This is a genomic window from Pseudoalteromonas sp. AWH4_217, assembly GCF_056161105.1.
In genome coordinates this window covers 184948-209665 of sequence record NZ_JBSWYM010000005.1, presented here as the reverse complement: position 1 = coordinate 209665, position 24718 = coordinate 184948, and the positions used below count along the sequence as shown (strand labels likewise).

The following is a 24718-nucleotide window of genomic DNA, read 5'->3' as shown; positions in this document are numbered from 1 at the left end:
TTAGTAATCTATCTGTGGGTTCTGTTTGCTATCTTCACGCAGTGCCGCGGTGAGCTCCTGCATATCTTCTGGGATCGGCGCTTCCCAGGTCATGACTTCACCACTGACAGGATGTGCGATACGCAATTTTACCGCATGCAGTGCCTGACGTTTAAAGCCCCGGAGCGTATCAAGAAACTCTGGAGATGCATTGCGTGGCGGACAGGGGCGACCACCATAAAGCTGATCCCCCACCAGAGGATGCTTGAGGTAAGCCATATGCACACGGATCTGGTGGGTACGGCCAGTTTCAAGGCGTAACCGCAAGCGCGTGTGTGCCCGAAACTTTTCTGCAACCCGATAATGCGTGATAGCGGGCTTACCCATTTCATGGATTGCCATATGTGTGCGTTTAGTCGCATGACGACCAATGGGCTTTTCTATCATGCCACCGGCGGTCATGGTGCCATTACATATTGCTTCATACTCACGGGTAAAGTTTTCACGTGCCTGAAGGTTTTTCACCAGGTGTGTTTGCGCAACTATGGTCTTGGCCACCACCATCAATCCCGTGGTGTCTTTATCAAGACGGTGCACTATGCCCGCACGTGGGACATTGATGATCTCGGGGTGGTGATGTAACAATGCATTCAGCACGGTGCCGTTGGGGTTGCCGGCACCAGGATGTACAACCAGACCCATTGGCTTATTGATCACTAGGATGTCGTCATCTTCATAAACAATATCTAACGCGATGTCCTGCGCTTCGTACTCCCGTTCAGCCTCAATTTGCGTTTCCACCGCAACCACTTCACCACCCAGCAGTTTTTCCTTAGGGATCGCCAGTACATCACCGTTGACGGTGACTTTTTCGTCAAGGATCCAAGTTTTTATTCTGGAACGTGAAAAATCGGGGAACAATTGCGCCAAAATCTGGTCTAGACGTTTACCGCCCAGTTCCACTGGCACATCGGCTTGTAGAGAAATTTGCTCAGACATGTGTAACTTTACCTAAAATACCAGTGCAAGCCATGCTCGACTGGGTTAGAATCGCATAAATGCATAGTTTACTCGGTTTTGCCGACTTGGCCTAGCCTGATAACGAAGGTAGTAAAATAAAATGATAAAGACGTTGGGAAAACGCGCTTTTGCAATCGTATTGAGCGCATCTGTATTGGGATTAGCAGCCTGCTCATCCGCCCCAGAACAAGAAGAAATCGAACGCGTACCAAATAAATCTGTGCAGGCATTGTACGAAGACGCCAAACAAACACTCGACTCTGGCCTATATGCCCGTGCGATTGAACTACTGAGTGCCATCAACTCACGCTATCCATTTGGTCCTTACTCTCATCAGGTACAAATGGACTTGGTATATGCCTTTTATCAAACTGGGAACACAGAACAGGCTTTAGCGACTGTAGATCGCTTTTTACGCCTTAATCCCAACCATAAAAACCTCGACTACATGTACTACATGCGGGGCCTGATCAACATTAAGGCGGATGAGAATGGCTTCCAGGAATACTTTGGTATTGACCGTGCAGACCGCGACCCAAGCCGGACACGGGTTGCTTTTCAGGACTTATCGACTCTGGTAAAGAATTATCCTGACAGCGCCTATGTGCCGGAAGCCAAAAAGCGCCTTGCCTGGTTGCTAAACAAAATGGCACGTTATGAACTGAAGGTCGCTAACTATTACTTTGAGCGTGAAGCCTATCTTGCCGCAGCCAATCGGGGCAAGTATGTTGTAGAACACTTTTCACAAAGCAGCTATCTGGTACCAGCCCTTGAAATGATGGAAAAGAGCTACGCAATGTTGGGCCTTGAAGAGCTTAGCGACAACGCCCGTAAAGCCAAAGAGCAAAACCAACAGCGTTAGCAATAACAGTACTTCACTGAGCAAATAAAAACGCCGGGACTGTAAACAGTACCCGGCATTTTTATATCTTTTCTTGATAACTCAGTGGCCAGCTATACCAATTGCTTAATTAATCGCAATTGATATTAGATTGCTTCTTCATCCTCTTCACCCGTACGGATACGAACAACACGCTCCACCTCTGTGACAAAGATTTTACCATCGCCAATCTTGCCGGTTTGTGCTGTTTTTAAAATGACATCAATAGCCCGATCCACATCTTCTTCGGCCAGCACGATATCCAGTTTCACCTTTGGCAGAAAGTCGACCATATATTCTGCGCCACGATATAACTCGGTGTGTCCTTTTTGTCGGCCAAAGCCTTTTACTTCACATACTGTCATACCGGTAATACCGATGTCAGACAAGGCTTCACGCACGTCATCTAGCTTAAATGGTTTTATGATGGCTTCTATCTTTTTCATGATTGATTTTTATCCCTTTGGTAATGCGTCGATTTTAGACAATCCAACAAAACAAGGCAAACAAAGCGATTGAATTAATAAACGAAAAGACGCACTATAATAATCAGTAGTTATTCCTATTTTTGGTTGTGTACGATGAAAAAACTCGCTGGATTTACACTTATTGAACTCATTGTCACAATTGCTATTTTGGGCTTGTTGTCTGCCATAGTGTTGTCGTTTGGGGCAAATATTTCGAGTTCCACCCGTTCTGAAGCCTACCTGCAGGAACTCAAACGTACTGTGACATTTGCCAGAGCCCATGCTACCGCAACAGATGAAATCATTGTCATTTGTCCGGCAAGCCAAACGCTGGTTGAAACCAATAGCGATTTTATCTGCCTGACAGACTGGCAAAGCAACCGAATCACCGTATTTTTAGACCGCAACAACAACGGTTCGTATAACGCCGATGCCGATGATCTATTGCGTGTGATGGAGCGAGTACCAGAAAACGACGCCCTTACATTCCCAAGCGCCAGTTTACGCTTCGATTCAAGTGGCCGTACAGCAATGCAACAAGCCAGCAGCTTTATCTATTGTCCTTCAGCAACCAATTTCGCTAATCAACAGTTAGAGATCAGCGTTGTGGGTTCTGCGCTCTATCGCGGCGATACCCAGCTCACCTGCAATCAATAGCTTCGCTCTGGTTTTTATTAGAATTGTCATGAGCAAACTCGATGCATGATCGTGGAATTGGTTTAAAAGCCATTATTCAATAGCTCCCTCCGTGATAATTCTTCATACCCCTTGTGATATGGCGCGCTCCATCTAAGCTGAAAAGATGACTCATGCACGGATGCATACTCATGACTTTAAGGAACTGCTTAGGGTTTACCCTGTTTGAATTGATCATTTGCATGGCGCTGTTTGGCGTGATGGTACTACTCTCTGTCCCTGCCATCCATACGCTGACGGAACTGGACAGACCCAAAACTGCGCTGCTGAATATTGACCGACACCTGACCTTGTCGCGACTGCTGGCTATCACACACAATGCGCCTGTCACTATTTGCCCGCTGGTTAATGGTCAATGTACCACCCAGTGGCAAAAGGAGCTCACTGTATTCACCGATTATCAGGATCGCGCTAGGTTCGATAGTGGAGATATCAAGCTACTGGTACTGTCGGGGATCACGGCCAGCGACACGTTAGACTATCCCAGAAAAGCGATTACGTTTAAACACACAGGTACTTTGAGGGGGTTTGGTAATGGTACCTTTGTGTACTGTGCCAGACGCCTTCGCGGAGAGCCTATCGGACTCGCTTTATCTGTCAGTGTGGTTGGCCGAAGCAGACTCAGAGAAACGACAAAATGCCGTTAACCATGAGCACCCAGCTTGCAGCACCACAGCGCTTGATGTGTCCAGTTAGGGGAAGTCGGTAGCGGCGCGGTTTAACAATTCAGTTACGCGCCCCCTCGTTGGCCAGTGATTAGAATTGGTTAGTAATGTGTACCTTTGCACAAAACGGTTCATTCATGCGCAGTGAACGCAGTGTTGAACGGCGTCGCTGTTGAAGTAAAAACAGGACTCGCACCTTATCTGCATCGCTGTAATGATCATCGCCCCCAGCATTGATCGGCGGTGAAATTACCTGTACTCCCGCGAATATTTAAGTTATCGATGGTTAGGGTGGTACAATCAGGATCGTCCTCAAGCGGCCCCCCCGATGCCGTGGCTGTAATTGTAAAGGTATTTAGATTGGCACCCAGTGCTATGGTCAGAGTAAAGTAATCGTTCTCCGTTGTGGTTTGCAGTCCCAGCTCAGCTAATGTGCTGGCATATTGTCGGTTATCCACAAAATACTGCTCTTGTTTATTGGCTGCATCAAGTAAAGTGGCTGCCGCTTCAGCTCTGGCTGCACGCTTTACATACTGTGAATAACTGGGGTAGGCAATGCTGGCTAAAATACCCAGGATTGCGATGGTGATCATCAGCTCAATCAGGGTGAATCCCAATACTGTACGCTTAGTTCTTTTCATCATGCTCTTCTTTTTTGTAAATGTACAATAACCGCGTTTGCATTTCGATTTGTACGTCGTTTTCACCCGTTACACCACCGACACCTCCATCTGATTTTCGGTATGGTGCGGCAGCTTCAGGTTCGACCAGCCGGATCTTGCCATCTATAACATCGTCACTGCTTTCAGTCACTATAGGGCTGATCAACTGTGCTTTTATGGTGGTACTGCCATCCTCATTGGTATGTTCACTAAAGTGTACTCTGGGTGTGTCCGGCACTTCTGCGGTAGTCTGAAAACTCCTCAGATCCAACATCTGCATACCATAGTTCAGATGTAACGCATATAACCTTCCCCTGCCCGCTGTAATTGAGCACTCATTTATCTCAACACTGGCCGGGGTAAAGGTTGTGTAATAGGCTACGCCTGCAACAATGGTCGCTGCCGCCATCGCTTTTTCGCCTTCAGCAAGTTTCAGTTTCCAGCCGCTTGCCAAACCCAGTTCAACCTCTTTTTCTACAAACTGGTCAAAGTCGTCCAGCCGAGAGTAGAAGGGATCATTGGTGACATTCAAAAGATTTGATGATTTGATGGTTGCCGGTACATTGTCCCCTATGAATGATTGTGTTTTGGTATTTTCATCCCGGACCATATAGAGAAAGTCCTGCACAGCGGTAGACGTCGGCTTGGCTCGGTTACCACTGCCAATCAGCAGCCCTTCATAAGGAATATCTCTGCGGATCGTGATCGTCTGACCATTTACCGTTTCAGTTGATACCTTAGAAAAGTAGGTACGAGCCACAACCGGGCGGTAAAAAAAGCGACGCTTATTATTATCTGTTCCACCACTTAAACTCGCCAGTTTAAAATGAGTCCAGGGGGTTTCACTGTCCGTTGGATTGGTCCCGGGCATGTCAAAGCGCCAAATGCCCCCACCAGTATCCGTTGCATAGATACGATCAGTATACCCATCATAGTCAGAGTCTACGGTACTGAGATCTGCTGCGATACTATGCTTGCCAGTAAAGCCATTGGCCGCAGTCAGACTCCAGTATGGCTTACCCGTTTCTATGTCAACAATATAAATACCCCGGCCAACGTTGTCGTCAGAAAAGAGCGCATTGTCTTTATTGGTGTCATACCCGGCGCCAAAGATAACAACTGGCGTATCAGGCTTAGATTTAATAAAGGTGACCAAAGGTTTAGACCAGGTTTGTGCCAGTTGTTCAAAGGGTGCTGACCCGCCTTTGATAGGGCCTCCCCACAACAACCTTGGGTTATCAGGAGACGTAATATCGAATCCATAGTATTCGTTACCACCGCGGCGCATGCCAGCAATGAGCCAAACACGCTCTCCGCTGCCGACCTTACCATCGTCATTCTTGTCCCAGAAGTAAACCGTTATCGGGCCGTCCATGCCGTACAGCTTGGTATCGTCCTGACGCACCATTTGAGGTCTGAGTATGTCTAGTAAGGACCCGGGAACAAATGCCCAACTTTCCGTCACGGTCTCACCGTTGTCCTTGAACATATGAAGGAACCCGGCATTGGTACCCACAATCACTCGCAAATCGCCATTACCATAATCCAGTGTCACGGGCCTGGAATGCAAGGGATCGCCAAAAATGGTGTCACGTCGGTCTGTGGTCGAGCCATTGTTGTTTTCATCGTTAACGTCAATCCCCCTCGACCAGTCGATCACATCAGGTACCTGAGCGGCGTTATCCACCGAAAACATGGTACTCAATTTTGACAAGCTACCGCCCGCAGCGATCAACGCGGTGGCGTAGTCGAAAGACATTAAGGTGCCTTTTCCATAATCTGAATACAGTTTACGCGTTGTTTGTCGTGATAGCTGGTAGTTAACGCCACCGACCCCAACTTTGGAACCATCTTTAGAGCCGGCCTGAGACCAGTAAGTGGTCACGTTATCCGCAATAACCCCCTCTTCATTAATGGCGTGGCTATTGCTGCCCATACCATGGATTACGGCCCCTTTCACCTTGAGTTTTTTCAGGTTGCCCCGCCACCGGGTATGGGTTTCAGGATAAAACATAGTGTAATAGATAGAATCTCCACTACGACTCAAATCAGAGCTACTGGTTGATACAGAAGGCGATGAAAAGCTGTCACTCTTTTCGCGAATGTTGGTGATTGTCGCCTTTAATGCTTCGGACAGCTCAGAGGCCGTGTTCGCATGTTTATATTCTCCGCCGCCATCAAGTGCAGTTTGCTCAAGTAACGTTTTGCCCGCATTAGACATCCCAGTACCAAAACCTATGGTATAGGTACGGGCAAAGTCCAGCTCTTCCGGCGTACTGGGGTACAGATCGACCTGAGTTTCAGGCGTTCCTCTCATTACTTTGGCAAGTGAATTCAGGTAGTTATTGGATACTCTGCTAGGCACTGAACCAAATGTAGACACATATTTATTGTAAATGTCCGTATTTCGTGCTGAGTCGCTGGTCGGATCGCCATCTGTCATCAGAATGATATTGGTGGACGTGTCACAACGTTTCGGCGCCAGCGGATCTGGCTTAAAGGGCGAAATATAATAACCATTACTTTCAACGCTGCGATCACGGTCACTTTTATTCTGCCCGTAAAGCACACGTTTACCAGTCAGGTAAAGATACGCTTCCCAGAGGGTTTCTGACAAAGGTGTACTGCCACTGGCAGGCAAGTTGGCTATTTTGTTTTTTAGCGTTGTTGTACTGGCACCCAGGCCATTCAGTACATACCCGCCTGAACTGGAATAAAGTCGCATTAAGCCAATATCAAAATCCGGGTTATCATCTACCAGTGTCGTAATCGCATCCTGCGCCACCTTTAAGCGGCTGTCGCCACAATTTGACTGCTGATACCAGCCATTGCGTACCTTATAGCAACGTTTGCTGGTTTGAGAAGAATCAAAGCAATCAATACTGCGAAACCGCCCACTACGATATTCATAGCAACGCTGACCGTCCTTCACGTCCCACGCCATACTCCCCGAGGTATCAAAGACAACCAGCACACGTGACTTTTCAGAGTTTGAGATGTCATGTTTAACAAATAACTCGATATCCTCGGCCTGGATGCTGAACACACAAATACAACTCAGCAATCCCAACAATCTATACCACATCATTGATTCCCCTTTATGTTGAGCGCTTCCTGCGCTATGCCGATCACAACAGTCACCTGATGCTGAGCTTGGTCACCATATTGCACTGTGCTTTCTACTTCAGTAATGACGCATCCGACAGCTGCTGTAAAATTAAAGACACGCGGGCATTCCAGCAGCAGCTGACCGCTGTTGAGGTTGGCTTGCAGGCTTTTCAGCTCCATTTCTTCATCATTGCGGATCACCCGTTCAACCATCTCTCCTGCCTCGTTTTCAAACTGACCGTTACGAGCATGAAAAACACTGGCGTCAAACAGTACTTTTTCTTGTGAGATAATGCGTTGTACTTCTCCCATCAACAGCGCTTCAGCGGCTTCGCGCTCCTGCGCAGCATTGGTTACCTTAATATCTATAGTGCTACTACTCATCAGGGTCACAGCGACACTCAATACGGCCACAATAAGGACCATAGAAACAATCAGCACCATGCCCTGCTGTTTATGCGCCATTACCATGTTGAAATTCCCATGTTATAGAGTTGAATTGTGGTCGAAAATACCGTCCGACGATAACTGTCATTAAAGGTCAGAGTCCGTCTGTCAGGATCATTGCCCAGGGTATAAGTCTGGCTTTTCAATTCCAGACCCACATCAGCCTCAAGTACTCTGACTAATGCGATGATCTGCACGGTCAAAATCCCTCCTGAGCGCTCCCAGTCTCCAGCGGTCATATCTTGTGTACTACGATAGGTATCGACCCGGCTGTCTCCATTGGTGTCCAATCCAAACAGGTAGCGAATGTCTTCGACCCCCTCAATCACGGCTTCTGTAGTCATGCCGCCACTCACGGTCAGTCTTCTGCGCATCAAGATGGGTGTGGTGATGGTTTTACTGTTGATCTGAATTTGCTGCTCTGCGATATAGTAAACATGGTGACTATAGGGCCACAACGTAGCGTTGTTAGTCGGCATGCCTGCAAAGCTATCCCCAGCAACAAAAGTGCCCTGTTCTTGCTGTGCAATGAAATAGTAACGATTGTTTTCAACATCGCTGATATTTGTGATTTGCCTTCCTTCCAGAAACTTAAGCTGTAACACCTCTGTATTGTTACGGGCCCCTGAGATGCAATCTAACGCCGCACCGCTTGTTTGCTCCGCGTAGATTGAGCGGAAGTTAGTCTGTACCGCATTAGGAAAACTACCATTATTGAGACCGCCAAAACAATCGTTAGTCGGATTCGCAGGGCTGGTTGAATTAACCGTCGTCAGGCCTTTGTCATAAAAGGTACCCCAGAAACCAACCTGTTCGAGGTCTCGGCGTAACAAGGTCAGCGTCAGCCTGCCAACCTCCTGAAGCTCGCCAATCGCCATCGTATCTCGTGTTGTTACTTTCATACTGACGTAAGCTGTGACCACGCCACCCAATAACAAAGCGCCAATAAACATGGAGATCAGTAACTCTACCAGAGTAAACCCTGAGCGTCTCATTTCAGTCCCTCACCAGTAAATAACTGTTAATGCTCACTACTCGTCGATAGTCATTGTTGTCGCCACAGTTAATCGCCTGATTGGCAGCATTCATGACAAATGCCTGACGACCTGCCCAGGCAACACTGACGGTCACGTTGAAGCCCCGCCCCTGAGTATTGGCCACCGGCGTTGTACTAATACATACCGTAGTATCGTCAAGCGAGCCGGTGTTCTCTTTGGCTTGAATGGCCATAACCCATTGCTCCAGATCCATCGCTGCAATTTCGGCATTGGTACAAGTGTTACTGAAGCAGCTATTATTACCGTTTATAGTCGCCGTACTGCTGAATACTTGCTGATACTGTGTATCAAGATTGAGGGTGTCGTTACTGCGGATCCGCTGCATAATATCACCGGCCAGGGCAACTGCAGCTGCGCGTTGCATAGAGTCAAAACTGGCTTGCTTTGCCTTCGCTTGCAGTGCCACAGCACCAAGCAAGCCAAAGCTCAACACCATAAAAGCGATCAGCGTTTCTAAGAGGGTAAATCCGCGATTTGCGTTACTACACACAGTTTTTGCCATCATTTTTCAAAGTCAGTTTGCTCCACTACATAATATAATGAATCACTTCGTCATGAACCTGATCGTGGGCTCAACGGTCAATCAGTAGGGTTTAATGGTCAGAATAGCGACTTGAAATTAGCCGCCGCCCGGCGACTCACCGTAATGGGCTCTGCAAAGCCATCCAATCGCACTCGGTGATTCCCTTCCACGGACTCCAGACTCAATACGGCCTGCTTTTTTACCAGTGTATTTCTGTGTACCTGCACAAAGTGTCGGGGATAGGTTGCCAGCAGCTTCTTTAAGGGAATATCTACCAGTGCCTCACCACCGGTAAAATAAATGTGGGTATATCGGTCGTCACTTCTGGCTACCAGAATATCGGATACCGCAACCCAGCGTGTATCATGGCCTACCTGGTATTGCAGACGTTGCATTTTCTCACCATAGATATGTTCAAGTAAGGCACCGAGGCGATCCTTATCTATGGGTTTGACCAAGTACCCTTCTGCCAGCAGGTCGAATGCGCGCAGGGCATGTTCGGCAAATGCTGTCACAAAAACTATTTTGCATTCCGGCATTTTTTGCCTGAGCATTTCCGCCACTTCGAGTCCATCAATGCCAGGCATAGCAATATCGAGAAACACCAGCTCAGGTGAATTGTCCTCACACAATTGCAGCGCCTGCTCGCCGTCTGATGCTTCAGCCACACAAGTGAAATGCTCTAACTCCGACATCAAGCGCCGTAACCGCCGTCTGGCGATAGGCTCATCATCTAAAATCAGATAATTCATAAGCTCCAGTGTCAGGTAAAGTGATGGTAGCTAAGAATTTATCACTATCTCGCTCAATCCTCAAACTAGCCCGGCGCTGGTAATAGAGGGACAACCGTTTATCGATGTTTTTTGTCGCAATCCCATTGCCACCGGAGTGATGCGTTGCGTGAGGCAAGGGGTTAGTCACACTCAGTGTGATTATATTGTCACGTTTTTCAATGTGAATGGTGATGGTGCCGCCCTGAACACGCTTTTCTATGCCGTGCAATACAGCATTCTCGACCAAAGGTTGCAACGTCAGTGTCGGGATGGGTACACTCAACAGAGCTTCGTCGATTAGCCACTGTACCTGCAATCTTTGCTCGAAACGAAAACGCTCCAGACAAAGGTAGTCTTTTGTTAATGCCACTTCGTCTGCAATGGTATGCCACTTTTTTTCCGCAAAAGACACCCGCATCAGGCGCGCCAGCAATAATGCTGCTTGTTCCGCATCAGCCGCATTCTCATGCGTCAGTTCAGCCAGTGTGTTTAACGTATTGTGTAAAAAATGCGGCCGTATTCGTGCCTGCAAGGCATCAATTTCCGCTCGTGCAGCCAACTCGAGGGCATTCACATTGTCAATGTAGATCGACATAAAGTACAGCAGGATCACCACGACAAAACAGCATATGGCGCTATTGCTAAATACCGGACCCCAATCAATCGGCACGTGAGAAGACAAAGGCGTAAATTGGATCCCAATACTCAGACCAATACACACACTAATAAAAACAACGAATACTATGCTCAGTTCCAGAACACCATTGTGAGCCGGTTTGGACACTTTAAAGATGCTGACCAGTGCAATCACACTTAAAGACAATAGAGCATTGCCATGGGTGAATAAACTCACCAGCCCCAAAGTCAGCCAGAAGTCGTCATAATCAGCGAGCGTATAAATAAAGGAGAGAGATTGCGAGGCGATCAGCATAGCCAGTACGCCCCGCTCTGATACCATGGCTTTAAGCAGTCCCAGGCCTATCGCCTCTGACTTATCCATGGTTTGTCGCACCTACCGAAGTTCGACAGGCACAGCGAAAACCACATTTTCTTCCTGACCCGGGTTTTCTACAACGGTTTGTCCACCAAGCGCTTTGAGTCGGGCAATAACCTGCTGCACCAACACCTCAGGTGCTGAAGCACCAGCTGTTACACCCACTTTGTTTACACCGTCAAACCAGCTCGCATTCAGGCACTGATCATCATCAATTAGAAATGCACGAGTGCCCATTTTATCTGCAAGCTCACGCAGGCGATTTGAATTAGAACTATTCTTCGCGCCAACCACTAACAGTAAGTCTACCTTGTTAGCCAGGTCTCTGACCGCGTCCTGACGATTTTGCGTCGCGTAACAGATATCATCCTTACGTGGACCATGGATCTGTGGAAACTTTTCCCGCAGCGCTTCTATCACATCCGAAGTATCATCTACCGACAAAGTCGTCTGGCTGCAATAGAAGAGGTTGCTAGGATCTTTCACTTCCAGCGTGCTGACATCCTCAGGTGTTTCAACCAGATAAATACCACCCGCTGGATTATTATATTGGCCCATGGTGCCTTCTACTTCCGGATGTCCATGGTGCCCAATCAGGATACACTCCGTGCCTTTTCGACTGGCACGTGTAACTTCCATATGTACTTTGGTGACCAAAGGGCAAGTCGCATCGAAAACTTTCAGTTCACGACGTTTTGCTTCCTGACGCACCTGCTGTGATACTCCGTGCGCACTGAAGATGACGATACTATCGTCTGGCACTTGATCCAGCTCTTCAACAAACACCGCACCACGGGCGCGCAGGCCATCTACCACATATTTGTTATGTACCACTTCATGACGCACGTAAATGGGCTTTTCAAAGATATCAAGGGCGCGTTCTACAATGCTAATTGCTCGGTCTACCCCGGCACAAAAACCACGTGGATTTGCAAGCAAGATTTCCATTAGTTTTTCACCTCTAAAATATCCACTTCAAAGGTCACTTTTTGCCCAGCCAGAGGATGATTAAAGTCTACGGTAACAGAGTCTCCGGCAACCTCGCGGATCAGGCCTGGCAGCTCAGTTCCGTCAGGCTGAGTAAAGGCAATAATGCTGCCTACTTCAGCGGGTGTTTCAGAACCAAACTTACTACGGTCAACATAATAAATGTTGTCCGGGTTTGGCATACCAAAAGCGTCCTGAGGCTCAAGCTCAAACGCCTTGCTGTCGCCCGGCTTTAGTCCCAACAGGCATTTTTCAAAGTTTTCTGTCAGACTACCGTCACCCATAAAGAGCTTTGCCGGCTTATCATGTACTTTCGTTGAGTCCGCTGCAGAACCGTCAGCCAGTTTTATCGAAAAGTGAAATAAAACTTCTGATTGTGGGCCTATTATCTGCTCACTCATGCCTTATTCTCCTGCGTATCCGCGTTATCACCAAAAATGGCGTCAAATAACAATAAGCCTGCGCCACCAACGATAGCCATATCCGCGACATTAAATGCTGGATAATGCCAGTCCTGATAGTAAAAATGCAAAAAGTCGACGACATAGCCTAAGGTAACCCGATCATATAAGTTGCCTAATGCGCCAGACAGTACCAAAGCGTAAGCACTGCACAACAACCAGTTTTTGGCAGGTAACTTTTTCAGCCAATAAACCAATAAGGCACTGATAGCGACTGCTATACCACTTAAGAACCAGCGTTGCCAGCCTCCGGCTTCGCTGAGAAAACTAAACGCAGCGCCATAGTTATGCATATAAGTAAAATTAAAAAAGGGTAGCAACTCAATCGACTCATACAGCCGCATATTTTCTACCACCAGTGCTTTCGTGCCGAAGTCTACTGCAAACAGCAGTAGACTCAGCCACAACCACACCAGACCACTACGTTCGGTCGATTTGGTCATGTAATACTCCTAATTAAGCAAACTGACGCTGTTCACCAGCGCCATCGACATTCGTCACACAGCGACCACATAACTCAGGATGCTCTGCGTGCTGACCAACATCTTCGCTGTGGTGCCAGCAACGATCACATTTCGGAGCTTGCGTGGCTTTAACGGCGATAAACAGCCCGTCAATTTCTGTCGCAACGGCAGCTTCTGGTTTCGTATTAACCACTTCGACTTGCGCTTTCGATGTCAATAATACGAATCTTAGCTCGTCTTTGAGCGTCATCAGCTTCTCTGCTAAATCACCGCCTGTGTACAACGTGACTTCGGCCTGCAAAGTTGCACCAATAACTTCTTCTTTACGTGCGCTTTCCAGTACTTTGTTTACTTCATCACGCACTGACAGCAACTCTTGCCAGAAGTCATTGCTCAGTTGCCCTTCGCTCACTTGAGTCAGGCCATCGTACCAAACGTCTGTGAATACAAATTCACCACGCTCACCTGGTAACACTTCCCAGATTTCCTGAGCAGTGAAGCTCATAATAGGCGCCATCCAGCGAGTCATTGCTTCAGCAATATGGTAAAGCGCACTTTGACATGAGCGACGCGCATGACTGTCGCTCTTCGCGGTATACTGGCGGTCTTTGATCACGTCCAGATAGAAAGAACCCAGCTCTCCGGTACAGAAGTTCATTAGCTTTTGCGTTACTACCAGCATCTGGTAATTATCATAAGCTTCAACAATTTCCTGCTGTAGCTGGGCTGCCCGGCTGACAATCCAGCGATCCAGCTCGATCATGTCTTCCACAGCCACCAGATCCGTTGTCGGGTTAAAACCACTCAGGTTAGACAACAAGTAGCGGCTGGTGTTACGGATCCGACGGTAGCGATCTGCTGCACGCTTAAAGATCTGATCTGACACAGTCATTTCAGCCGTGTAATCAGTTGAAGCCACCCACAGGCGTAAAATATCCGCACCCAGCTTATTCATAATATCCTGAGGCGAAATAACATTACCCAGAGACTTAGACATCTTGTGGCCTTTTTCATCCACAGTGAAGCCGTGAGTCAAAACCTGACGGTAAGGAGCATGGCCATTAATAGCCACAGACGTCATCATAGAAGACATAAACCAGCCTCGGTGCTGATCCGAGCCTTCAAGGTACAGATCAGCAGGACCCGTTAGCTCTTCACGCGCATCGACTACACAGGCGTGAGTCACACCTGAGTCAAACCACACATCCAGAGTATCTTGTACTTTGACATACTGCTGAGCATCTGCCTCATCAAGCAAAGTTGCGGGCTCAAGGTCATACCAGGCCTGAATACCTTTTTGTTCAACCAGCTTAGCGACTTCTTCAATCAAGGTTTCAGTTTTCGGATGCAATGCACCGGTATCTTTGTCAACAAACAAAGCGATAGGCACGCCCCACGTACGTTGACGAGAGATACACCAATCCGGACGTCCCTCAACCATGTTTGCAATACGGTTCTCACCCCACTCAGGGATCCACTGAGTTTTACCAATTTCCGCCATAGAGTCCTGACGCAGGTTCGCCTGATCCATACTGACAAACCATTGTGGTGTCGCGCGGAAAATAATCGGCGTTTTATGACGCCAGCAGTGTGGATAGCTATGTGTCATAGCGTGATGATGAACCAAAGCGCCCTTTTCTTTTAAATGCTCAATAATGGCATCATTTGCCTTAAACACATGCTGGCCAGCGAAGACTGGGGTATCTGGCAGGAATACACCATTTGCGCCCACCGGGTTAGCTACTTCCAGACCATACGCCTGGCCTGCAGCAAAATCCTCGGGACCGTGACCAGGTGCTGTGTGAACAATACCTGTACCTGAGTCAGTTGTGACGTGCTCACCCAAGATCACAGGAACGTCAAAATCATAGAATGGATGCGCAACACGAAGGTTTTCTAGTACCGCACCTTTGGCATAACCCAATACGTGATAACGATTGAAACCAAATCGGTCCATTGCATCTTTAACAAGCTCAGAACCCAGCACCATGCGCTGCTCTTTGCCCTCATCTTCAACCTGCACCAGAGCGTACTCAAGAGCACCATGCACTGCCACAGCACGGTTAGCGGGCATAGTCCATGGAGTGGTTGTCCAGATCACTGTGCTTGCCGGGCCTGTACCTTGATGTCCTTCTGTCAGTTCAAAGGCATCAAGCAGTGCCTGCTCATCAACAAAGTCGAATTTAACATCAATCGCCGGTGACTGCTTGTCCTGATACTCAACTTCTGCTTCTGCTAACGCAGAACCACAGTCTGTACACCAGTGAACAGGCTTTGCACCTTTATGCAGGTGGCCATTTTTAATAATGCGGCCCAATACGCGCAACGCATTGGCTTCAAAGTCGAAATTCATTGTCAGATATGGACGATCCCAATCGCCTAACACACCCAAACGTTTAAAATCAGTCTTCTGACCTTCAACCTGTTTGCGAGCGTACTCACGACATTTTTCACGAAACTCAGCAACTGACACTTTCTTGCCGGGTTTACCAACCTTCTTCTCGACCTGCAGTTCAATTGGCAGACCATGACAATCCCAGCCCGGCACATAAGGTGCGTCGAAGTCGGAAAGTGTCTTTGATTTAATAATAATATCTTTGAGGATCTTATTAACTGAGTGACCTAAGTGAATATTGCCATTGGCATAGGGAGGACCATCGTGCAAAATGAACGGCTTTTTACCTTTTTTGGCATTGCGGATCTGACCATACAGATCCTGCTCGTACCATGTTTTAAGCATTTTGGGCTCGCGTTGTGCCAAATTGCCACGCATTGGAAACTCAGTTTCCGGTAGATTTAACGTATGCTTGTAGTCGCTCATTTACTTTACTTTCCGTATCGGCTACTTAAAATTATTGAAAAAAGTGTTTTGCAGCAGTGACATCCTGAGCAATCTGCTCAGTTAGGTGCTGCAATGACTCAAATTTTTGTTCATCACGGAGCTTATGAAGAAGCTCCACCTTTATAAACTGACCATATATTTCCTGGTCAAATTCAAATATGTGTACCTCTAGCAAGGCTCGCTTGCCATTTAGGGTTGGCTTAGTGCCCACATTTGCAACACCTTTGTACAGTGAGTTGCCTACTTTTACGCGTACGGCAAATACCCCCTGTACCGGGCTAACCTGACGCTTAAGTGCAACGTTGGCAGTCTTAAAGCCTAGCTCACGCCCTTTTTTCCAGCCATGAATTACTCTGCCCGAAATCGCATAAGTGTGCCCCAACATTGCGTGCGCACGCACAACATCGCCCTCAGCCAGTGCTGCACGAATAAGCGTGCTACTGACGCGACTATTATGCTGCCTGAAACTTTGTGTATCTTTGACGTCCATATTGAGTTCAGGACCAAGTCGCTGCAGCATTGCGAAATCACCAACACGCCCTTTTCCGAAGCGAAAGTCGTCACCAACAGTCAAAGCTCGGACACCAAGTTTGGTGCACAATACGTCACGCACAAAGTCTTCTGCCTGAAAATTAGCAAATCGGGCGTTAAAACTCACACAAATAACACGATCAATACCAATGTCTGCCAGCAGCGCCAGTTTGTCTCTCAATCGGGTCAACCTGGCGGGGGCCTGCTGCCTGGCGAAAAACTCTTGCGGTTGCGGCTCGAAAAGCATGACAGTACTTGGCAAATTGTGTGCATGTGCATCTGCAATTAACCCTTTCAGTACCTCAGTGTGCCCCAAGTGTACGCCATCAAAGTTTCCTATCGTCAACACACAGCCATAGTGGTGGGGTCGAATATTGTGGATCCCTCGGATCAATTGCATACAACTAACACCTGTGATTACTAAAGCAGTATAAAAGCCCGATTATACCCAAGTTACCAGCAAATGCGAATAAAGCCTACGCAGTCTGTACAGGCGCTGCTGAACTGTCTTTAAGTGTACTCAAACGAACCCCCATCAGGTACATCATACCAAAATAGACCACTATCGCTGCGACCAGCTGAAGACCCAATATGCCGATTTGTGTTGTCAGTTCACTGTCCTGCCAGGGCAATTGACGATTCAACCATAGCAATATGCCAGACATAACGACACTGGAGAGGATACACTTAGCGGTGAATGCCAGAGTAAATCCGGATACGCGATAGACACCTTGCAGATTGAGCTGCCTGTATAACAAGGCTGCATTACAAGTTGCGGATAATGCTGTTGCCAGCGCAAGTCCCAGATAGCCAATAAACGGGGCAAGCATCAGGTTAAACAACATGTTCAATGACATGGCAATAATCCCAATCTTAACGGGGGTTTTTGTGTCTTGCCGTGCAAAAAAGCCGGGGGCCAATACTTTAATCAGCATAAAGCTCACCAAACCGACCGAGTAAGCTGTAACAGCGCCGCTCACGGCAGCAACATTGTCATGCTCTCCCTGATTAAATTCGCCGTGGCCAAACAAAACAGAGATAATCAGGGGACTAATCAGCATCAGTCCAGCCATCGCAGGTATTCCCAAAAATATGACAAACCGCACACCCCAGTCGAGCGTTTGCTGGAATTCCTGAACACTGTCTTTAGCGTGCAATTTCGACAGTGCAGGTAAAATCACCGTCGCAATCCCTATCCCAAATAAACCGAGTGGAAACTCAATCAGTCTGTCAGCATAATACAACCAGGCAATTGAACTGGTTGCCAATGCAGCTGCAATTATCGTATCCAGTAACAGATTAATCTGGCTAACAGATACACCAAACATGGCGGGCAACATCAGCTTGCGCACCTTCGTCACTTCAGGTGATCGCCAGGCAAACCTTGGCCGTGACAGCATGCCCAAGCGGGCCAAAAACGGCAATTGAAACAGGAATTGGATCAGGCCACCGAGAAATACGCCTATTGCTAACGCATAAGCGCCCTGCTCAAATCGGTCATGCAACAATAGCGCACAGCTGATAATACTGATATTTAGCAATACCGGTGTAAACGCCGCGACAGAAAAGCGATTGTATACATTAAGCACAGCCCCACTGAGTGCAACCAATGAGATAAAGAGCAGATAAGGAAAGGTAAATTTAAGCAGTGCGCTCGCCAGTACAAACTTCTCAGCATTTTCACCGCCCTGCCACCAATCAATAAACCAACTGGTGCCAAACAAACCAGCTATCACAGGTGACCCTACAACACCAATTATGGTGACGAGCATCAGAATAGTACCCAGGGTACCTGCAGCCTGTGCAACAAAAACCCTGACTTTGTCATCCCCATGCTGCTCCTTGATTTCAGCCAGAACAGGAACAAACGCCTGTGCAAACGCCCCCTCAGCGAATAAGCGGCGCATAAAATTCGGAATACGGTTTGCAAACAGGAAAACATCCGCGGCAAGTCCTGCTCCCAGCAGATTAGCCACTACAGCATCTCGGACTAGTCCCATTACCCTGGATATCATCGTCATAGCACTCACAATCATGCCAGATTTAAACAGCCCCTTTGCCAACAGTATTTCCTCAGATAAATTTTTCGCGGAATTATGCCACAATAAGATCAAGATAAATACTCGTCTAACTCAGGGCTTTTGCGAAACCAGGCCTGGCAAATCGGGCTCAATCAAAATGGCTCAGCCAGGCAAATTTACCCTCGTTTTAGACGATCGTCATAAACACCCTAGTAGAGCGATTATGGATTTGTTACAATGCGCCCAGACTGCCAAGCCGTGTGCTGTTACAGGTGCTAACTTGGTATATGATCTGAGAATTTGATTGCACCCAATCGTTTCAGACAAGCTATCGTGCAACCCAACTAGCCACTTATGGCTGCGAGGGGCTAGGGACAAACACGATAAGCAAACAAATTGACCAGCCGAGGGGAATTTTTATTGACTTTAAAGAATAAAAAGGGCATATTCCTCGGCCTTTAAACTAAGCTTATTTTAAGATTGTTAGGAGCATACCTTGGCTAACATCAAGTCTGCAAAAAAACGCGCTATCACTAGCGAAAAACGTCGTCAGCACAACGCAAGCCGTCGTTCAATGATGCGTACTTACTTCAAAAAAGTAGTAGCTGCTATTGAAGCTGGTGACAAAGAAGCTGCACAGCAAGCTTTCGCTGTTGCTACACCTATCCTGGACCGTTACGCAACTAAAGGTCTTATCCACAAAAACAAAGCTGCTCGTCATAAGAGCCGCCTAGCTGCTAAGATCAAAGCGCTATAATTGTGGTATTGGATATGAAAAAGCCGACGTAAGTCGGTTTTTTTATGCCTGAAAAAAGCCATTGCACTGCTAACTCAGGCAGTAGACACAAGTCCGTGTGTGAAAGTGTGCCGGCAGTATATGGAAAAGCCGAACATGGCTCTCCCCCTCCACTGCGAGTCAGTACTCAGGCCAACTCTAGCTTTGGATAAAACTTCTTTAGCATCGCCGCAATTTTCTTTGGCGAAAAAGGCTTAACAACAAACCCTTTCGCACCTCGTTCAATCGCATCTTTCACATTATCAACCGTTGAATGCGCCGACACCATCACTACATTGATGTCTGGGTTAATCTCAGCAAGCTCTGCTATCAGCTCCTTTCCATCTCCGTCAGGCAACTCGATGTCCAAAAAAACGATATCGAAGTGACGTTCCTCACAGGCGGTGATACATTGCTTCGCTGTCGATGCTTCTTTTACGTTATCGATCCCTAAATGCATCAGGGTTTGATGCAAGAAACTGCGAACAGTGCCTACGTCATCAACAATTAGTATAGAGATTTGTTGTTCCATATCCTTTCCCGTGGGCTAGTCAATTGAAATGCGCTATTATTAGCATAGAACTATTATAGAGTCCTGCAAACAAAAGGCTATAGCAAAGCATGGCACAAAGACCAAAAAAACAGACACTGCTCAATCAGGTAGATGCCAGGTCAAAGAAAAAACGACCGACACAAAAAAAACGCTTATCACCTCAACAGCAAAGAGCATTACAACAGCAGCAACAAGCGCAACTTGCAGCTGCACAACAACAACAACAAGAAGTAAAACCAAACAAAAACCGCTGGATTGGAGCAGCTATTTTACTACTTCTGATTATCATTTTTCCCAAGCCTAAACTCATCACTTACGAAAAACTCGGCTTGGTTGCACAGAGTGTGTATTGGCCAGGTTTACCTGGAGTTCAACCAATTTTGTTTGATTCAAATCTGCATATCAGACCCGCTTTAGAGCGAAATACACTCTATCTGTGCCAGGATGAACGCGATCCTGACTCCTGCCAAAAGTATCAAATTATCGAGCAACAAGGTTTTATTTCCGCGCTCATAAAACTAGTTTTAGATTAAAAAAACTAATCTGAAAATTATAAAAATACTCGTTTGAAGAGTCTGGGGTTGGGGCGCATAATGGCGCCCCTTTATTGAACAACCTGGAGTACTTTGACGATCATGCCGAACGAATTTGACTGGCTACTTAATTTATTACTGCTAGTGCTAGGATTTGGTGCCTTTTTTATTAATCATAAAACCCTGCTGCGCGGTGCAGCATTGGTGACCTGTAGCATCCTGTTTCTCTTGTTCAGCCTGGATCTGATGAATACTTCAGTGATCTCGAACTTAGGTTTAATTCTGATTAATTCATTTTATCTGTTCAAGCTTTTTACTCACGAGCAGTACAATACGCCCTAGTCTTGACTAGCCTGCACAATGACATGTTTCTTGTCGCAGGCTATAAAACCTCCATCCGTGCCCTAAAGATATTTTCTAATCCCTTAGGCTGCGCTACAATCTGGCCACACCCATTGGTTTTGGAGACGCAGTATGGCCATGACAGATGAAGAACTTTTTCTCGCCTCAATGGGGGACGTTGTCCCGCTGGCACAAGACAATCAAGCTCACCTAACACGTCAACAAAACGAACCGACCCTGGCACAACTTGCGCGCAGAGAAGCCGCAGAGCAAGAACAGGACTTCGATCCCAACTTTCTTTCAACCGAATACGTCGACTTGCTCGACCCTCATGATTTGCTCAGCTATAAAAAAGATGGTGTGCAGCAAGGCGTATTTAAAAACCTCAGGCTTGGTAAATATCAAATTGATGCAACGCTGGACTTGCATGGAAAACCTTTCCGCGAAGCCAGAAAATCACTTTTCGACTTTATCACTGACTGCCACCAACGTAGCATCAGGGTGTTGCTAATACGCCATGGTATTGGTTTAAAGAGTAAACCTTTCCCGGCCATTCTGAAAAGCTACTGTAATAAGTGGTTGCAGGAGATGCCTCAGACATTGGCTTTTCATTCAGCCCTGAGCTGCCACGGGGGAAATGGCTCAACCTATGTTTTGCTTAAGAAAAGCGAAGAGAAAAAAGTAGAAAACCGTGAGCGACATGCAAAAAGGTAACAATTGCGTGAGCAGCAGTCGCTTATTCAACCTCCGGGATTAGATTAGCTTCCTCTTCAGTTTGCTGAGGTGCAGGGGCCGCCTCGGCATTGGCCTGATTAAACCATGCCATTACACCCAACACAATGACCGATAAGAGTACGACGGATAGCTTCACGCCACCTTGATTACTATTCATAGCGAGCGACCTAGTTATTATTGTTTTTTTGATAACTTACTGAATGTAATAAGATGTCACAAGATGTTTTTTTATACAGTATTTTGTACAAGGGGTTATCTTAGGCTTTCAGCCCACCAGGAAAGTAACCCCTGTCACTCTCCTGCCATATTTGTCCCTTAAAAGTGCGGGCTGCTTCCCCGTTCTATCACGTTGACATATGTCCGTTTCCACTAATAACCCAAGGTGGCATCAACACGATAAGACAAGGGTTCGTTCCTTTGCATCGCTTGCATATTCTCAACAATCTGCGCGGTTGCCGTTTTCAGACTTGTCAGCGCCGCTACATGAGGTGTCATTGTGATTTTTCGATGGAACCAGAACGGGTGATCCGCTGCAACCGGCTCCTGTGCAAAAACATCCAACGTGGCTGCGGCAAGCTGCTCTGTATTCAATGCATTAAGCAGATCTGCTTCATTAATATGCGCGCCTCTGGCTACATTAATAATGACGCCATGCGATGGCATAGACTGAAATAAATCCTTATCCAGTATCCCCCGGGTTTGCGGTGTTAATGGCAATAAACAGACCAGATAATCACACTGTGACGCAAACAAATGAAGCTGTTCTGCTCCCCAAAACTGTGAAATGCCTGGTATTGCTTTTTCACTTCTGGACCAGCCTATGACTTCAAAGTTATTTTGCAGCATCTTTTTAGCAACCACCTGACCAAGTTGCCCCAATCCCATGATGCCTACCCGATTGCCACCACTTGCCCGCTTAGGGCGCCAAAGCCGCTGTTGTTGTTGTTGGTAATACAGTGGTAAGCGAAGTTTATGCGCCAGCACATGCCCCAGCACATATTCCGCCATATCATCTGCAAGCGCCGGATCCACAATCCGACACACCTTGACCTCTGCCGGCAACTCAGACAATGGAATACCGTCGACACCGGCACCAAAGGACTGAACCACTTTGAGATTAGGCAACTGTCGCCATAGAGATTCTGGTGCATTCCAGGCCAAAACAAATTCAATCTCAGCCAGGTTGCCACCCTCGGGCCACTCTCTGACGTCTACCCCCGGCAGGTGTTCCCGCAGTCCCGCCATCAGTTTGCTGTTGTCTCTGCCTGTTACACAGACTAATAATGCCATGCTCTTTCCTATATTCTTTTTCAATCATCATAACTGTATCAAAAAACCCTGTCTTAAGTCGTACTTACACGACGGCCATCAAACTGACATACAGCTGCAACTTGTTTGTCATGGAGAGTTCTTAATCTTGACGAAAAGCGGTTATAGAACATGAGAATTGAAATATGATCAGTGTAGATAAGGTCATTGAAGCAAACCTGCCTCAATTGGAAAATTCACCTAAAGTAAAAGGGTTAGTAAAAAAGGGTCTGGGTTACTTACTTCATGAACAGGAGTTTGTCGCCTTTGCTGATACCTACCCACACCTGCAGGGGCTTGAATTCGTAGAACAAGTCTTAGAAGAGCTCGACTTTGATGCACGCTTTAAACCCAAACAAATCGAGCATATACCCAGTGAAGGGAGCGTAGTGATAGTCGCCAATCACCCTATTGGTTCATTAGATGCTCTGGCACTGATCAAGGTGCTGGCCCAGGTACGCCCTGATTTGAAAGTCGTGGCCAACAGAATGCTCATGTCTATCACTCCTATGCACTCGCTGTTGTTGCCGGTTGACAATCTATCCGGTGCAAGTCGCAAGCAGGAGCTGGCCAATATTCAGCACCACCTTAAGCAAGACGGTGCATTACTTATTTTTCCAGCCGGAGAAGTGTCTCGCCTGGGGCCAACAGGCATTAAGGATTGCAAGTGGAACTCCGGATTTTTACGCATGGCCAAAAAGGCCAACTGCCCTATTCTACCCATCTATATCAAAGCCAAGAATAGCCCCCTATTTTACGGCACCTCTATGATCTACAAGCCCTTAGCCAGTTTGCTGCTGGTCAAAGAAATGTTTAAGCAGCGCCAGAAGTCCTTAGAATTTGAAATAGGTGCCAGTATTCCACCCGCCTCCTACCTGCTGGAAAACCTCAAAGACAAAGAGATTGTTGCTCTGATCCGCAAGCAACTTTACCGACTGACCTCGAAAAAGTCTTTACCTCTTAAGACTCAGTCTCCAATCGCGGTTCCGGAGTGTAAAAAAGAGCTCAAACAGGCAATTGAAACCTGTGAGCGTTTGGGGGAAACCCAGGATGGCATGCAGATATACCTGTATCAATATCATGGTAGTTCACCGATTTTCCGTGAACTGGGTCGGCTCAGAGAAATTGCATTTCGTGCTGTCGGCGAGGGCAGTGGCAAGCGTCGCGATATAGACAAATATGATATGTACTACCAACATCTGGTGCTGTGGGATGCGAAACAGCTTGAGCTGGTCGGTGCCTATCGACTGGCCAGCGCACAAACCGTTATCAACGAGCAGGGTACTGAGGGCTTATACACTACCAGTTTGTTTAATTACTCTGAACATATGCAGCCCTATTTTGAGCATGGCCTGGAATTGGGCAGAAGCTTTGTACAGCCAAAATACTGGGGACGCAAAAGCCTAGATTATCTTTGGTACGGTATAGGTGCCTTTGTCAAACGTTATCCGCACCACCGTTATCTGTTTGGTGCAGTCAGTTTATCTAACGCGCTGCCAGATAAAGCCAAAGCTATGCTGATTTACCACTACCAGCATTATTTCTCAAACCTGGCTTCCCTCGCGACTCCGAAAAACGAGTTTAAATTTACGCCCTCCCAGCAACAGGCCTTTGTTCAGCTATTTTGTGGTGATGACATTAAAGAGGATTTTGCTGAACTCAAACACATCATGGCGAATATGGGCGCACAGGTCCCGACCCTGTTTAAGCAATATACCGAATTATGCGAACCCGATGGTGTGAATTTCCTGAGTTTCAGCATAGACCCTGATTTTAATAACTGTATCGACGGCTTAGTTTTGGTTGATCTGACTCGGATCAAACCTCAAAAGGCGAAGCGGTATCTGGGAGAAAATATTTACGGCTGATTTGTGTTGTTGCGGTTTTTTTATTT

Annotated in this window: 26 protein-coding genes; 8 read left to right on the top strand and 18 right to left on the bottom strand. The window is 47.1% G+C overall.

Going from position 1 to position 24718, the window contains the following annotated elements:
* The gene (rluD, locus tag ACXAH1_RS07755; RefSeq protein ID WP_253043958.1) at window positions 1-978 is read right to left on the bottom strand and encodes a 23S rRNA pseudouridine(1911/1915/1917) synthase RluD; all 978 of its coding nucleotides are present in this window, start codon (window positions 976-978) and stop codon (window positions 1-3) included.
* Between the two features lie 121 nt (window positions 979-1099).
* On the opposite strand from rluD, the gene ACXAH1_RS07750 reads away from it, so the two are divergent.
* Window positions 1100-1861, top strand: a complete 762-nt coding sequence (locus ACXAH1_RS07750) for an outer membrane protein assembly factor BamD (protein WP_138549718.1) — start codon at window positions 1100-1102, stop codon at window positions 1859-1861.
* Window positions 1862-1986: 125 nt separating this feature from the next.
* Here ACXAH1_RS07750 and glnB read toward each other — a convergent pair whose 3' ends face one another.
* Entirely contained in the window at window positions 1987-2325 is a 339-nt protein-coding gene (gene glnB, locus ACXAH1_RS07745) for a nitrogen regulatory protein P-II (RefSeq protein WP_010382451.1), read from the bottom strand.
* A 135-nt stretch (window positions 2326-2460) separates the two neighbouring features.
* Here glnB and ACXAH1_RS07740 point away from each other — a divergent pair, with 135 nt between their 5' ends.
* Together ACXAH1_RS07740 and ACXAH1_RS07735 are read left to right on the top strand one after the other, a co-directional pair.
* Window positions 2461-3003 (top strand): GspH/FimT family pseudopilin, encoded by a 543-nt coding sequence (locus ACXAH1_RS07740; RefSeq protein ID WP_138549717.1) that lies wholly within the window; start codon window positions 2461-2463, stop codon window positions 3001-3003.
* 170 nt (window positions 3004-3173) lie between these two features.
* On the top strand, window positions 3174-3689 hold the full coding sequence (locus ACXAH1_RS07735; protein ID WP_475195481.1) for a GspH/FimT family pseudopilin: 516 nt from the start codon (window positions 3174-3176) through the stop codon (window positions 3687-3689).
* Window positions 3690-3925: 236 nt separating this feature from the next.
* Here the strand turns inward: ACXAH1_RS07735 and ACXAH1_RS07730 are convergent, their stop codons facing one another.
* From ACXAH1_RS07730 to murJ, 13 genes are all read right to left on the bottom strand, one after another.
* On the bottom strand, window positions 3926-4348 hold the full coding sequence (locus ACXAH1_RS07730) for a type IV pilin protein (protein ID WP_475195821.1): 423 nt from the start codon (window positions 4346-4348) through the stop codon (window positions 3926-3928).
* Window positions 4335-7454 carry a pilus assembly protein gene (locus ACXAH1_RS07725; RefSeq protein WP_475195813.1) on the bottom strand — a complete coding sequence of 1040 codons (3120 nt, stop codon included), beginning with the start codon at window positions 7452-7454 and terminating at the stop codon, window positions 4335-4337. The genes ACXAH1_RS07730 and ACXAH1_RS07725 overlap by 14 nt, the downstream gene beginning before the upstream one ends.
* On the bottom strand, window positions 7454-7948 hold the full coding sequence (locus ACXAH1_RS07720; protein WP_138549715.1) for a pilus assembly protein PilX: 495 nt from the start codon (window positions 7946-7948) through the stop codon (window positions 7454-7456). Before ACXAH1_RS07720 ends, ACXAH1_RS07725 begins: the two co-directional genes overlap by 1 nt.
* A complete protein-coding gene (locus ACXAH1_RS07715; RefSeq protein WP_475195480.1) occupies window positions 7942-8919 on the bottom strand; it encodes a PilW family protein in 978 nt (325 codons plus the stop codon). The genes ACXAH1_RS07720 and ACXAH1_RS07715 overlap by 7 nt, the downstream gene beginning before the upstream one ends.
* Window position 8920: 1 nt before the next feature.
* Entirely contained in the window at window positions 8921-9487 is a 567-nt protein-coding gene (pilV, locus tag ACXAH1_RS07710; RefSeq protein ID WP_475195479.1) for a type IV pilus modification protein PilV, read from the bottom strand.
* A gap of 95 nt (window positions 9488-9582) precedes the next feature.
* The gene (locus tag ACXAH1_RS07705) at window positions 9583-10257 is read right to left on the bottom strand and encodes a LytR/AlgR family response regulator transcription factor (protein ID WP_475195477.1); all 675 of its coding nucleotides are present in this window, start codon (window positions 10255-10257) and stop codon (window positions 9583-9585) included.
* Window positions 10235-11278, bottom strand: a complete 1044-nt coding sequence (locus tag ACXAH1_RS07700) for a sensor histidine kinase (protein ID WP_475195476.1) — start codon at window positions 11276-11278, stop codon at window positions 10235-10237. Before ACXAH1_RS07700 ends, ACXAH1_RS07705 begins: the two co-directional genes overlap by 23 nt.
* A gap of 12 nt (window positions 11279-11290) precedes the next feature.
* Window positions 11291-12220, bottom strand: coding sequence for a 4-hydroxy-3-methylbut-2-enyl diphosphate reductase (ispH, locus tag ACXAH1_RS07695; RefSeq protein ID WP_054014118.1), 930 nt, complete (start codon window positions 12218-12220; stop codon window positions 11291-11293).
* Window positions 12220-12660 carry an FKBP-type peptidyl-prolyl cis-trans isomerase gene (gene fkpB, locus ACXAH1_RS07690; protein WP_475195474.1) on the bottom strand — a complete coding sequence of 147 codons (441 nt, stop codon included), beginning with the start codon at window positions 12658-12660 and terminating at the stop codon, window positions 12220-12222. Before fkpB ends, ispH begins: the two co-directional genes overlap by 1 nt.
* Window positions 12657-13163: a signal peptidase II gene (gene lspA / locus ACXAH1_RS07685; RefSeq protein WP_138549709.1), complete on the bottom strand. Its 507-nt coding sequence runs from the start codon at window positions 13161-13163 to the stop codon at window positions 12657-12659. The genes fkpB and lspA overlap by 4 nt, the downstream gene beginning before the upstream one ends.
* A gap of 13 nt (window positions 13164-13176) precedes the next feature.
* Window positions 13177-16005: an isoleucine--tRNA ligase gene (ileS, locus tag ACXAH1_RS07680; RefSeq protein WP_475195470.1), complete on the bottom strand. Its 2829-nt coding sequence runs from the start codon at window positions 16003-16005 to the stop codon at window positions 13177-13179.
* A gap of 31 nt (window positions 16006-16036) precedes the next feature.
* The gene (gene ribF, locus ACXAH1_RS07675) at window positions 16037-16957 is read right to left on the bottom strand and encodes a bifunctional riboflavin kinase/FAD synthetase (protein ID WP_475195467.1); all 921 of its coding nucleotides are present in this window, start codon (window positions 16955-16957) and stop codon (window positions 16037-16039) included.
* A 76-nt stretch (window positions 16958-17033) separates the two neighbouring features.
* Window positions 17034-18620 (bottom strand): murein biosynthesis integral membrane protein MurJ, encoded by a 1587-nt coding sequence (gene murJ, locus ACXAH1_RS07670; protein WP_475195465.1) that lies wholly within the window; start codon window positions 18618-18620, stop codon window positions 17034-17036.
* Between the two features lie 454 nt (window positions 18621-19074).
* On the opposite strand from murJ, the gene rpsT reads away from it, so the two are divergent.
* Complete coding sequence (rpsT, locus tag ACXAH1_RS07665) at window positions 19075-19335, top strand: 30S ribosomal protein S20 (RefSeq protein WP_054014123.1); 261 nt, start codon at window positions 19075-19077, stop codon at window positions 19333-19335.
* A 166-nt stretch (window positions 19336-19501) separates the two neighbouring features.
* On the opposite strand, the gene ACXAH1_RS07660 is transcribed toward rpsT, so the two are convergent.
* A complete protein-coding gene (locus ACXAH1_RS07660; RefSeq protein WP_046006685.1) occupies window positions 19502-19885 on the bottom strand; it encodes a response regulator in 384 nt (127 codons plus the stop codon).
* A gap of 89 nt (window positions 19886-19974) precedes the next feature.
* On the opposite strand from ACXAH1_RS07660, the gene ACXAH1_RS07655 reads away from it, so the two are divergent.
* The 3 genes from ACXAH1_RS07655 (at window position 19975) to smrA (ending at window position 21495) form a co-directional block, all read left to right on the top strand.
* Complete coding sequence (locus tag ACXAH1_RS07655; RefSeq protein WP_475195461.1) at window positions 19975-20439, top strand: hypothetical protein; 465 nt, start codon at window positions 19975-19977, stop codon at window positions 20437-20439.
* 102 nt (window positions 20440-20541) lie between these two features.
* Window positions 20542-20781 carry a hypothetical protein gene (locus tag ACXAH1_RS07650; protein ID WP_475195457.1) on the top strand — a complete coding sequence of 80 codons (240 nt, stop codon included), beginning with the start codon at window positions 20542-20544 and terminating at the stop codon, window positions 20779-20781.
* Between the two features lie 132 nt (window positions 20782-20913).
* Window positions 20914-21495, top strand: coding sequence for a DNA endonuclease SmrA (gene smrA / locus ACXAH1_RS07645; protein ID WP_475195455.1), 582 nt, complete (start codon window positions 20914-20916; stop codon window positions 21493-21495).
* A 22-nt stretch (window positions 21496-21517) separates the two neighbouring features.
* Here smrA and ACXAH1_RS07640 read toward each other — a convergent pair whose 3' ends face one another.
* Both ACXAH1_RS07640 and ACXAH1_RS07635 read right to left on the bottom strand, forming a co-directional pair.
* Entirely contained in the window at window positions 21518-21673 is a 156-nt protein-coding gene (locus tag ACXAH1_RS07640) for a hypothetical protein (RefSeq protein ID WP_475195450.1), read from the bottom strand.
* A gap of 212 nt (window positions 21674-21885) precedes the next feature.
* Window positions 21886-22806 carry a 2-hydroxyacid dehydrogenase gene (locus ACXAH1_RS07635; RefSeq protein ID WP_475195447.1) on the bottom strand — a complete coding sequence of 307 codons (921 nt, stop codon included), beginning with the start codon at window positions 22804-22806 and terminating at the stop codon, window positions 21886-21888.
* Between the two features lie 164 nt (window positions 22807-22970).
* Here ACXAH1_RS07635 and olsF point away from each other — a divergent pair, with 164 nt between their 5' ends.
* On the top strand, window positions 22971-24692 hold the full coding sequence (gene olsF, locus ACXAH1_RS07630) for a bifunctional ornithine lipid synthase OlsF (RefSeq protein ID WP_475195444.1): 1722 nt from the start codon (window positions 22971-22973) through the stop codon (window positions 24690-24692).
* The last annotated feature ends 26 nt before the right edge of the window (window positions 24693-24718 follow it).

What these genes read in the sequence shown, in the direction of transcription:
- rluD (WP_253043958.1), bottom strand. Translation starts at nt 978, where the DNA reads ATGTCTGAGCAAATTTCTCTACAAGCCGATGTGCCAGTGGAACTGGGC.
- ACXAH1_RS07750 (WP_138549718.1), top strand. Translation starts at nt 1,100, where the DNA reads ATGATAAAGACGTTGGGAAAACGCGCTTTTGCAATCGTATTGAGCGCA.
- glnB (WP_010382451.1), bottom strand. Translation starts at nt 2,325, where the DNA reads ATGAAAAAGATAGAAGCCATCATAAAACCATTTAAGCTAGATGACGTG.
- ACXAH1_RS07740 (WP_138549717.1), top strand. Translation starts at nt 2,461, where the DNA reads ATGAAAAAACTCGCTGGATTTACACTTATTGAACTCATTGTCACAATT.
- ACXAH1_RS07735 (WP_475195481.1), top strand. Translation starts at nt 3,174, where the DNA reads ATGACTTTAAGGAACTGCTTAGGGTTTACCCTGTTTGAATTGATCATT.
- ACXAH1_RS07730 (WP_475195821.1), bottom strand. Translation starts at nt 4,348, where the DNA reads ATGAAAAGAACTAAGCGTACAGTATTGGGATTCACCCTGATTGAGCTG.
- ACXAH1_RS07725 (WP_475195813.1), bottom strand. Translation starts at nt 7,454, where the DNA reads ATGTGGTATAGATTGTTGGGATTGCTGAGTTGTATTTGTGTGTTCAGC.
- ACXAH1_RS07720 (WP_138549715.1), bottom strand. Translation starts at nt 7,948, where the DNA reads ATGGTAATGGCGCATAAACAGCAGGGCATGGTGCTGATTGTTTCTATG.
- ACXAH1_RS07715 (WP_475195480.1), bottom strand. Translation starts at nt 8,919, where the DNA reads ATGAGACGCTCAGGGTTTACTCTGGTAGAGTTACTGATCTCCATGTTT.
- pilV (WP_475195479.1), bottom strand. Translation starts at nt 9,487, where the DNA reads ATGATGGCAAAAACTGTGTGTAGTAACGCAAATCGCGGATTTACCCTC.
- ACXAH1_RS07705 (WP_475195477.1), bottom strand. Translation starts at nt 10,257, where the DNA reads ATGAATTATCTGATTTTAGATGATGAGCCTATCGCCAGACGGCGGTTA.
- ACXAH1_RS07700 (WP_475195476.1), bottom strand. Translation starts at nt 11,278, where the DNA reads ATGGATAAGTCAGAGGCGATAGGCCTGGGACTGCTTAAAGCCATGGTA.
- ispH (WP_054014118.1), bottom strand. Translation starts at nt 12,220, where the DNA reads ATGGAAATCTTGCTTGCAAATCCACGTGGTTTTTGTGCCGGGGTAGAC.
- fkpB (WP_475195474.1), bottom strand. Translation starts at nt 12,660, where the DNA reads ATGAGTGAGCAGATAATAGGCCCACAATCAGAAGTTTTATTTCACTTT.
- lspA (WP_138549709.1), bottom strand. Translation starts at nt 13,163, where the DNA reads ATGACCAAATCGACCGAACGTAGTGGTCTGGTGTGGTTGTGGCTGAGT.
- ileS (WP_475195470.1), bottom strand. Translation starts at nt 16,005, where the DNA reads ATGAGCGACTACAAGCATACGTTAAATCTACCGGAAACTGAGTTTCCA.
- ribF (WP_475195467.1), bottom strand. Translation starts at nt 16,957, where the DNA reads ATGCAATTGATCCGAGGGATCCACAATATTCGACCCCACCACTATGGC.
- ACXAH1_RS07660 (WP_046006685.1), bottom strand. Translation starts at nt 19,885, where the DNA reads ATGGAACAACAAATCTCTATACTAATTGTTGATGACGTAGGCACTGTT.
- ACXAH1_RS07655 (WP_475195461.1), top strand. Translation starts at nt 19,975, where the DNA reads ATGGCACAAAGACCAAAAAAACAGACACTGCTCAATCAGGTAGATGCC.
- ACXAH1_RS07650 (WP_475195457.1), top strand. Translation starts at nt 20,542, where the DNA reads ATGCCGAACGAATTTGACTGGCTACTTAATTTATTACTGCTAGTGCTA.
- smrA (WP_475195455.1), top strand. Translation starts at nt 20,914, where the DNA reads ATGGCCATGACAGATGAAGAACTTTTTCTCGCCTCAATGGGGGACGTT.
- ACXAH1_RS07640 (WP_475195450.1), bottom strand. Translation starts at nt 21,673, where the DNA reads ATGAATAGTAATCAAGGTGGCGTGAAGCTATCCGTCGTACTCTTATCG.
- ACXAH1_RS07635 (WP_475195447.1), bottom strand. Translation starts at nt 22,806, where the DNA reads ATGGCATTATTAGTCTGTGTAACAGGCAGAGACAACAGCAAACTGATG.
- olsF (WP_475195444.1), top strand. Translation starts at nt 22,971, where the DNA reads ATGATCAGTGTAGATAAGGTCATTGAAGCAAACCTGCCTCAATTGGAA.